The 7,625-nt window shown below is 70.6% G+C and carries 7 protein-coding genes; 4 read left to right on the top strand and 3 right to left on the bottom strand.

What is annotated here, in order from left to right; all coding sequences use genetic code 11:
• The 3 genes from ACFY5C_RS41095 to ACFY5C_RS41105 form a co-directional block, all read left to right on the top strand.
• Window positions 1–781 (top strand): glycoside hydrolase family 3 C-terminal domain-containing protein (locus tag ACFY5C_RS41095; RefSeq protein WP_389455174.1); only part of this gene is annotated, 781 nt, incomplete at its 5' end.
• A gap of 138 nt (window positions 782–919) precedes the next feature.
• On the top strand, window positions 920–2,605 hold the full coding sequence (locus ACFY5C_RS41100) for a cellulase family glycosylhydrolase (protein WP_389455176.1): 1,686 nt from the start codon (window positions 920–922) through the stop codon (window positions 2,603–2,605).
• 147 nt (window positions 2,606–2,752) lie between these two features.
• Window positions 2,753–3,415 carry a TetR/AcrR family transcriptional regulator gene (locus ACFY5C_RS41105; protein WP_389455178.1) on the top strand — a complete coding sequence of 221 codons (663 nt, stop codon included), beginning with the start codon at window positions 2,753–2,755 and terminating at the stop codon, window positions 3,413–3,415.
• Between the two features lie 66 nt (window positions 3,416–3,481).
• Here ACFY5C_RS41105 and ACFY5C_RS41110 read toward each other — a convergent pair whose 3' ends face one another.
• Entirely contained in the window at window positions 3,482–4,696 is a 1,215-nt protein-coding gene (locus ACFY5C_RS41110; RefSeq protein WP_389455184.1) for a glycosyltransferase, read from the bottom strand.
• A gap of 202 nt (window positions 4,697–4,898) precedes the next feature.
• Here ACFY5C_RS41110 and ACFY5C_RS41115 point away from each other — a divergent pair, with 202 nt between their 5' ends.
• A complete protein-coding gene (locus tag ACFY5C_RS41115; RefSeq protein ID WP_389455179.1) occupies window positions 4,899–6,860 on the top strand; it encodes a ricin-type beta-trefoil lectin domain protein in 1,962 nt (653 codons plus the stop codon).
• A 7-nt stretch (window positions 6,861–6,867) separates the two neighbouring features.
• Here ACFY5C_RS41115 and ACFY5C_RS41120 read toward each other — a convergent pair whose 3' ends face one another.
• On the bottom strand, window positions 6,868–7,191 hold the full coding sequence (locus ACFY5C_RS41120) for a hypothetical protein (protein ID WP_389455180.1): 324 nt from the start codon (window positions 7,189–7,191) through the stop codon (window positions 6,868–6,870).
• Window positions 7,188–7,625: cbb3-type cytochrome c oxidase subunit I (locus tag ACFY5C_RS41125; protein ID WP_389455182.1), on the bottom strand; the 438-nt coding region annotated here is incomplete at its 5' end. The genes ACFY5C_RS41120 and ACFY5C_RS41125, both read right to left, overlap by 4 nt.

The following is a 7,625-nucleotide window of genomic DNA, read 5'->3' on the forward strand; positions in this document are numbered from 1 at the left end:
CGACGCCGACTCACTGGCGCTGCCGGGCACGCAGCAGCAGTTGCTCGACGCCCTGCTGGACCTCGGCACCCCGGTCGTCACCGTCCTGCTGGCCGGGAGGCCGTACGCCCTCGGGCGCGCGGTGGAGGAGTCCGCGGCGATCGTGCAGTCCTTCTTCCCGGGGGAGGAGGGTACGCGCGCGATCGCCGGGGTGATCGGCGGCCGGGTCAATCCCTCCGGGCGTCTGCCGGTCGGCGTGCCACGCGGGCCGGGCTCCCAGCCGGGCACGTACCTCGGGGCGCGGCTCGCGCACGCCGGCGCGGTGTCCAACATCGACCCGACCCCGGCGTTCGCCTTCGGCCATGGCTTGTCGTACACGCGGTTCGACTGGTCGGACCTGAGTCTGGCGGCCGAAGAGGCCCCGACGGACGGCGAGTTCGCGCTCTCCTTCACCGTCCGCAACGCCGGAGACCGGGCCGGGACCGAGGTGGTCCAGCTCTACCTGCACGACCCGGTCGCCTCCGTCGTCCAGCCGGTGCAACGCCTCATCGGCTACACGCGGGTCGCACTTGAGCCGGGGGAGGCCCGGCACCTGAGCGTCACGGTCCCGGCCGACCTGGCCTCCTTCACCGGACGCGACGGCACGCGGATCGTCGAACCGGGCGAACTGGAACTGCGGTTGTCCGCGTCCAGTGCGGACCCGCGTCTGACGGCCCGTGTCACGCTGACCGGAGCCGAGCGCCCGCTCGACCACACGCGCCGGTTGCACGCCACGCTCGTCCAGGAGCCGGTGACCACCTGATCCGGGGGTGGGCGGGGCCGGGCGGCGGCGGGCCCGGCCCCCGCCACCGCCGCCCCCCTCCCCGGCTCCCTCTGGTTCGACGACACGCCCCTCACCGTCCAGAACGGCCGCTTCACCGACGGCCACGGCCGCGAGATCGTGCTGCGCGGGTACAACGTCTCCGGCGAGACGAAGCTGGCCGAGCACGACGGCCTGCCCTTCGCCTCGGTCGCCGACGCGAAGAAGTCCGCGACCGCGCTGCGCGCCCTCGGCGGCGGCAACTCGGTCCGCTTCCTGCTGTCCTGGGCCTACGCGGAACCCGTACGCGGCCAGGTCGACACCACGTATCTGGCCGCCGCCACCGCCCAGATGCGCGCCTTCCTCGACGCCGGCATCCGCGTCTACCCCGACTTCCACCAGGACCTCTACTCCCGGTACCTGTTCGACCCCGACAGCTGGTACACCGGCGACGGCGCCCCGAAGTGGGCCGTCGACCTCGGGAACTACCCGGACGAGAACTGCGGGATCTGCCTCTTCTGGGGACAGAACATCACCCAGAACGAGGCGGTGAAGCAGGCGTCGTACGACTTCTGGCACAACGCGTACGGCCTCCAGGACGCCTTCCTGACCACCGCCCAGAAGACGATGACGTACATCGAACAGAACCTCTCCGCCGCTGAGTTCGCGGCCGTCGTCGGCTTCGACCCCTACAACGAGCCGCACGCGGGCGTCCACGACTCCGGCCAGACCAGCCGCACCTGGGAACGCGACGTGCTGTGGCCGTTCTACGAGAAGTTCCGGGCCCGCATGGACGCGGCCGGCTGGCAGGACAAGCCGCTCTTCGCCGAGCCGAACCTCTTCTGGAACGCCAATCTCGACTTCCAGAGGCAGGAGGGCGGGCTGCTCGACGCCGGCACGCTCGGACCGCGGTACGTCTTCAACACCCACTTCTACGATCAGAAGGCCATCTCCGGCATCTTCATGTGGGGCAAGGCGCAGGACGGCCAGTACGCCGGTGACTTCGGGACCGTCCGCGACCGCGCCTCGGCCACTCGAACGCCGGCGATCATCAGCGAGTTCGGCCATCCGCTGGCGGGCTCGGTCTCCGACAAGGCGCCGACCGTGCTCAAGGCGATGTACCAGGCCCTCGACTCCCGTGTCCCCGGGGCGAGTTGGTGGTCGAACCCGGCAGGCTCCGGCCCCGTGCTCTCCGGTTCGCAGTGGCAGTGGGACATCTACAACGGCCGCCACCACGAGCTGATGAACGGCAACCCCGACAAGGTGCTCACCGCCGGGGACGCCTGGAACGACGAGGACCTCTCCGCCGTACGCCTCGACGACTCGGGCACGCCGGTGCTCCGCCAGGACGCCCGGCTGCTCGACCGCGTCTACCCGAGCGCGACGTCCGGCACGACCGTCGCCTTCACCTACGAGGACCGCTCCCGGGACGGCGACACCACCCTGACCTGGAACCCGGTGCCCAGCTCACTGCCGAACGCGGCACGGCTGGTGGGGTCGGGACAGTACGGTCTGCTCGTGTGGCGCTCCAACACCGGCACGGCGCCGACCGAACTGCACCTGCCGGCTTCCTTTCCGACCGCGTCCACCACGGTGGTCTCCGACCTCGGCACGGCACACGCCCCACCGTCGTACACCTCGGCCACCCCGATCGGCGTCGCCGCGGAACCGGGCGGCACCGGCAGCCGCCGCCTGCTGCTCACCGACTCGGACTCCGGCGTCCTGCACTACGCGCTGGTGACGAACGGAGCGAACAGCCCCTCGACCACTGTGCTGAACGCCGCACGGTCCGAGCTCTCCGCGTGGGCCGCGCGGACCGTCGGATAGCGCCCGCGGCGCCTCGGTCGCCCTGTGCCGCACGGCGACCGAGGCGGCACGGGTGCGGTGCCGAAAGCTTTGGGCTGAGCCCCTTCTCTGCAAGAGTGCGTACACGACAAAATTGATCGTGGGTCGGCGAGGCGGTGGGAGGACAGCGTGGCGGGCAGGCTCAAGGCGCCCACCGGTCGCTACGGCGGCAAGTCGGCCGAGGAGCGAAAGGCGGAACGACGGCGACGCTTCCTGGACGCGGCGCTCCAACTCTTCGGCTCCACCCCCGGCTACCGGGGCACGACCGTCGCGGCACTGAGCGAGGCTGCCGGCCTGTCGACCCGTCAGTTCTACGAGGAGTTCCGTGCCCTCGAGGACGTCCTGACCGCCCTCCACCTCGAGGTCAACGCCTGGGCGGAGGAGGCCGTACTGGCCGCGGTGGCCGAGGCCCGGGACCTGCCGCTGGCCGAGCGCGCCACCGCGATCTTCCGCGAGTACGCCGCGAACGTCACCTCCGACCCGCGCCGCATCCGCATCACCTTCGTCGAGATCGTCGGTGTCAGTGCCCGTCTGGAGGAGCAGCGCCTCGCCCGCCGTGCCCGCTGGGTCGACCTCGTCTGCGCCGAGGTGGCGTCCGCCGTGGCCCGGGGGGAGGCGGCCCCGCGCGACTACCGCCTCGCCGTGACCGCCTTCATCGGCAGCGTCAACGGGCTGCTGCACGACTGGAGCGCGGGGTGGGTGGACGCCACCCTCGACGAGGTCGTCGACGAACTCGTCCATATCCTGCTGGGCATCCTCCAGCCGGCGGACCCCCGGCTTGCAGGTCCCTGAGCGCGTTTTTGGGGCCGGTCGTCGAGAGCGAGCTTCACAACTGGGCGACGTGCGCTCGTCGGCGGCTCACGCCCCGAGCCGGTTCACCGCCTCGACGACCGCGGCCGTTCCGTCCTCGGCGCGCAGACCCTCGGCCAGGGCTTGGGCGCGACGGCCGTACGACGGGTCGCCGGTCGCCTCCCGTACGGCCGCCGTCAGCGCGTCGGCCGTCAACTTCCGCAGCGACACGGACCGGGGCGCAACCCCGAGCGTGACCAGGCGGGCGGCCCAGAACCCCTCGTCGAACTGGATCGGCACCGGCACCGCCGGGACTCCGGCGCGCAGCCCGGCGCCCGTCGTGCCCGCACCGCAGTGATGGATCACGGCGGCCATCCGTGGGAACAACGCGGAGTGCGGCACCTCGTCGATGGTCAGTACGTCGTCCCCGGCGGCCTCCAGGCCACCCCAGCCCCGCTGGATCACCGTGCGCAGCCCGGCCCGGCGCAGGGCGTGTACGACCTCGGCGCTCAGCCCCGCCGGATCGGGCACGGTCGCGCTGCCCAGACCGACGAACACCGGCGGCGGGCCTGCGTCCAGGAACTCCCGCAGGTCAGGGGGAAGTTGAGCTGCACCGTCGTACGGCCACCAGTACCCCGTCACTTCCAGGTTCGGCCGCCAGTCGCGAGGGCGCGGCACCACCAGGGGGCTGTAGCCATGGAGTACACGGCCCGTGCGCGCCGTGGTGCGGGGCTTGCCGCGCGACAGCCCGAGGCGTGCCCGCGCGTCCGGGACGGCCGCCGAGAAGACACGGTGGATGGCGAGGTTCACGCCGTGTCCGGCGACCCGGTTTCCGACGGCTCCCCAGGAGCCGCCCCCGAGCATCGGCGGTCCGAACTCGCGTGTCGGGGCGAGTGGTTGCAGCGGGAGATCGATGGCCGGCAGTGACAGGCCCTCGGCGATGGCGTGCCCCAGGGGTGCGGTGGAGCCCGCCAGGAGCAGGACGTCGCTGGCTCTCGCGGCGGCGAGCATGTCGTCCGTCATCTGTCCGGCCAGCGCCCGCGCCATCCGGACCACCCGCACCAGCTTGCCCGGCCCGGTCGCACTGCGGTGCAGTCTCCGCCCGCGCTCCGACTCCAGCTCGGCCCGTGGATCCACCGGCATGGGATGGAAGCGCACGCCCGACCCCGCCACCAGCCGCTCGAAGCAGCGGTGCGTGACCAGGGTGACCTCGTGTCCGGCCCGGGACAGGGCGTGCCCGAGTCCGGTGTAGGGGGCGACATCGCCCCGGGAGCCCGCCGTCATGATCGCTACGCGCACATCGGCCAGTATGGCGGTGCTGGCGGTCGGTGGCGCCAACTGTGCCTCTCTAAGGGCGACTTCAGGTCTGTCCCATCCGTTGACTTCCCTCTCCCGTGGCCCTACTTTCGGCGCCACGTGTTCGATGTTCCGAATTAAGTTCGAAATTACGAACATGTGCTGAGTCTCTCCCGCACGAAGGAGCCGCATGTACCCCCCACCCCTCATGAGTCCTGTCGGCCGCCGCAGAGCCACCGCGGTGCGCGCCCTCGCCCTGGTACTCACCGCCGTCGCCGCCCTGCTGTTCGCGGCGCCCGCCCCGGCCCAGGCGGCCACGGCACGTCAGATACCGGTGCCCACCGCCCCCATGGGCTGGGCGTCCTGGAACGCGTTCGCCGCGAAGGTCGACCACAACGTCATCAAGAAGCAGGTCGACGCGTTCGTGGCGGCAGGTCTGCCCGAGGCCGGCTACGAGTACATCAACATCGACGAGGGCTGGTGGCAGGGCACCCGTGACAGCGCCGGCAACATCACCGTCGACGAGGCGGAGTGGCCGGGCGGCATGAAGGCCATCGCCGACTACATCCACAGCAAGGGACTCAAGGCCGGCATCTACACCGACGCCGGCAAGGACGGCTGCGGCTACTACTTCCCGACCGGACGCCCGGCCGCGCCCGGCTCGGGCAGCGAGGGCCACTACGAGCAGGACATGCTGGCGTTCTCCCGGTGGGGCTTCGACTTCGTCAAGGTCGACTGGTGCGGGGGCGACGCCGAGGGCCTCGACCCGAAGACGACCTACCAGGCGATCGGCGACGCCGTCGCCTCGGCGAGCGCGACCACCGGCCGCCCGCTCGCCCTGTCCCTGTGCAACTGGGGCTACGACAATCCCTGGAACTGGGCGCCGGGCATGGGCCCGATGTGGCGGACGAACACGGACATCTTCTTCCACGGCGGTACACCGTCGTACGGCAACGTCCTGACCGCCTTCGACCGCAACATCCACCCCACGGCACAGCACACCGGCTACTACAACGACCCCGACATGATGGTCGTCGGCATGACGGGCCTGACCGCCGCCCAGAACCGCGGCCACATGAACCTGTGGGCGATCTCCGGCGCCCCGCTCCTCACCGGCCTCGACCTCACCACCATGACCGCCGAGACGGCGAGCATCCTCAAGAACCCCGAGGTCATCGCAGTCGACCAGGACCCGCGCGGCCTGCAGGGCGTCAAGGTCGCCGAGGACACCCCCGGTCTCCAGGTCTACGGCAAGGTCCTGTCCGGCAGCGGAAACCGTGCCGTCGTCCTCCTCAACCGCACGTCGACCACGCAGAACATGACCGTCCGCTGGTCCGACCTCGGCCTGACGAACGGCGCGGCGACCGTCCGTGACCTGTGGGCCCGGCAGAACCTCGCCACCACCGGCACGAGTTACACCACGAGCGTCCCGGCGGGCGGCTCGCTGATGCTCACGGTCACCGGTGGCACGGAGCAGTCCGCGAGCACCTACAACGGCACGGCGGGCTTCTCCGGTGTGGTCGCGGGAAGCGCCGGGCTGAAGACGGTCGAGGTCTCCTACACCAACAACACCGCCACGGCCCGAACGGCCACGCTCACCGTCAACGGCCAGACACCCACCAGGGTCTCCTTCCCGCCGACCGGCTCCGCTGCGGGAAACATCTCCGTCAACGTCTCCCTCGCCAAGGGCAGCACCAACACCATCTCGTTCTCCGGCGCCCCCACCCTCGACGGCATAGTCGTACGGCCGCTGCCCGGCAAGAACGGCACGCTGATCACGGGCAGCGGGTCCGGCCGCTGCGTCGACATCGACGACAACACCATCGCCAACGGCACCGACGCCCAGTTGTGGGACTGCAACGGCGGTCAGAACCAGGTCTGGCAGTACCACAGCACCCGCAAGGAGCTGGTGGTCTACGGCAACAAATGCCTCGACGCCTACAACCTCGGCACCACCGACGGCACCCGCGTGGTCATCTGGGACTGCAACGGCCAGAGCAACCAGAAGTGGAACCTCAACAGCGACGGCACCATCACCAACGTCAACTCCGGGCTCTGCCTGGACGCGTACGGAGCGGCCACCGCGGGCGCCACCAAGCTCGTGCTCTGGAGCTGCAACGGCCAGAACAACCAGAAGTGGACGGTGAGCTAGCGCAGGCCTAGGCGAGGCACACGACGAGAACACCGATTGCCAGGGCGCAGGTCAGCAGCCGGCCGGCCAGCAGACGGCGCCGCAGCTCGCGATACCTCGCCTCGTACTCGTCCCGCAGTCTCCCGGCACGCGCCGCCGTGTGCTGCCAGGAGGCGCGGGCGAGCGCGAGGTACTCCGCCTCGAACCGCCGCTCCACCTCGTCCCGCTGGGTGTCCGTCAGCCAGTGCAGCGGCGCGCTGAAACGGGCGGCCGCCGTACGGCCCTCAGCGCGGGTCGCGGCGAGCAGCAGATGCCCCTCGACGTCGTTGAGGAACTCGTCCGTGACGCTCACAGAGTGGTCAGCTCCCTCTCCGGCGCGGGCGTGTGACGCAGGTCGAACGCCGGGGACTCGGAACGGATCTGTGGCAGGGCGAGGAAGTTGTGCCGCGGCGGCGGGCAGGACGTCGCCCACTCCAGGGAGCGGCCGTACCCCCAGGGGTCGTCGGTCTCGACCTTCGCCCCGTATTTCGCGGTCTTCCAGATGTTGTAGAAGAACGGCAGGAGCGACGCGCCGAGCACGAACGAGAAGACGGTCGACAGACTGTTGAGCGCCGTCAGCCCTTCCACCGCCAGATAGTCGGGAATGCGGCGCTGCATTCCGTTCACGCCCAGCCAGTGCTGGACCAGGAACGTGCCGTGGAAGCCGACGAACAGCGTCCAGAAGGTCATCTTGCCCAGGCGCTCGTCGAGCATCTTGCCGGTCATCTTCGGCCACCAGAAGTGGAA

Origin of the sequence: Streptomyces sp. NPDC012935 (genome assembly GCF_042900345.1) — a bacterium.
Lineage (GTDB): Bacteria > Actinomycetota > Actinomycetes > Streptomycetales > Streptomycetaceae > Streptomyces.

Coding starts and splice junctions, on each gene's coding strand:
- ACFY5C_RS41110 (WP_389455184.1), bottom strand. CDS start 4,696: ATGACGGCGGGCTCCCGGGGCGATGTCGCCCCCTACACCGGACTCGGG.
- ACFY5C_RS41115 (WP_389455179.1), top strand. CDS start 4,899: ATGTACCCCCCACCCCTCATGAGTCCTGTCGGCCGCCGCAGAGCCACC.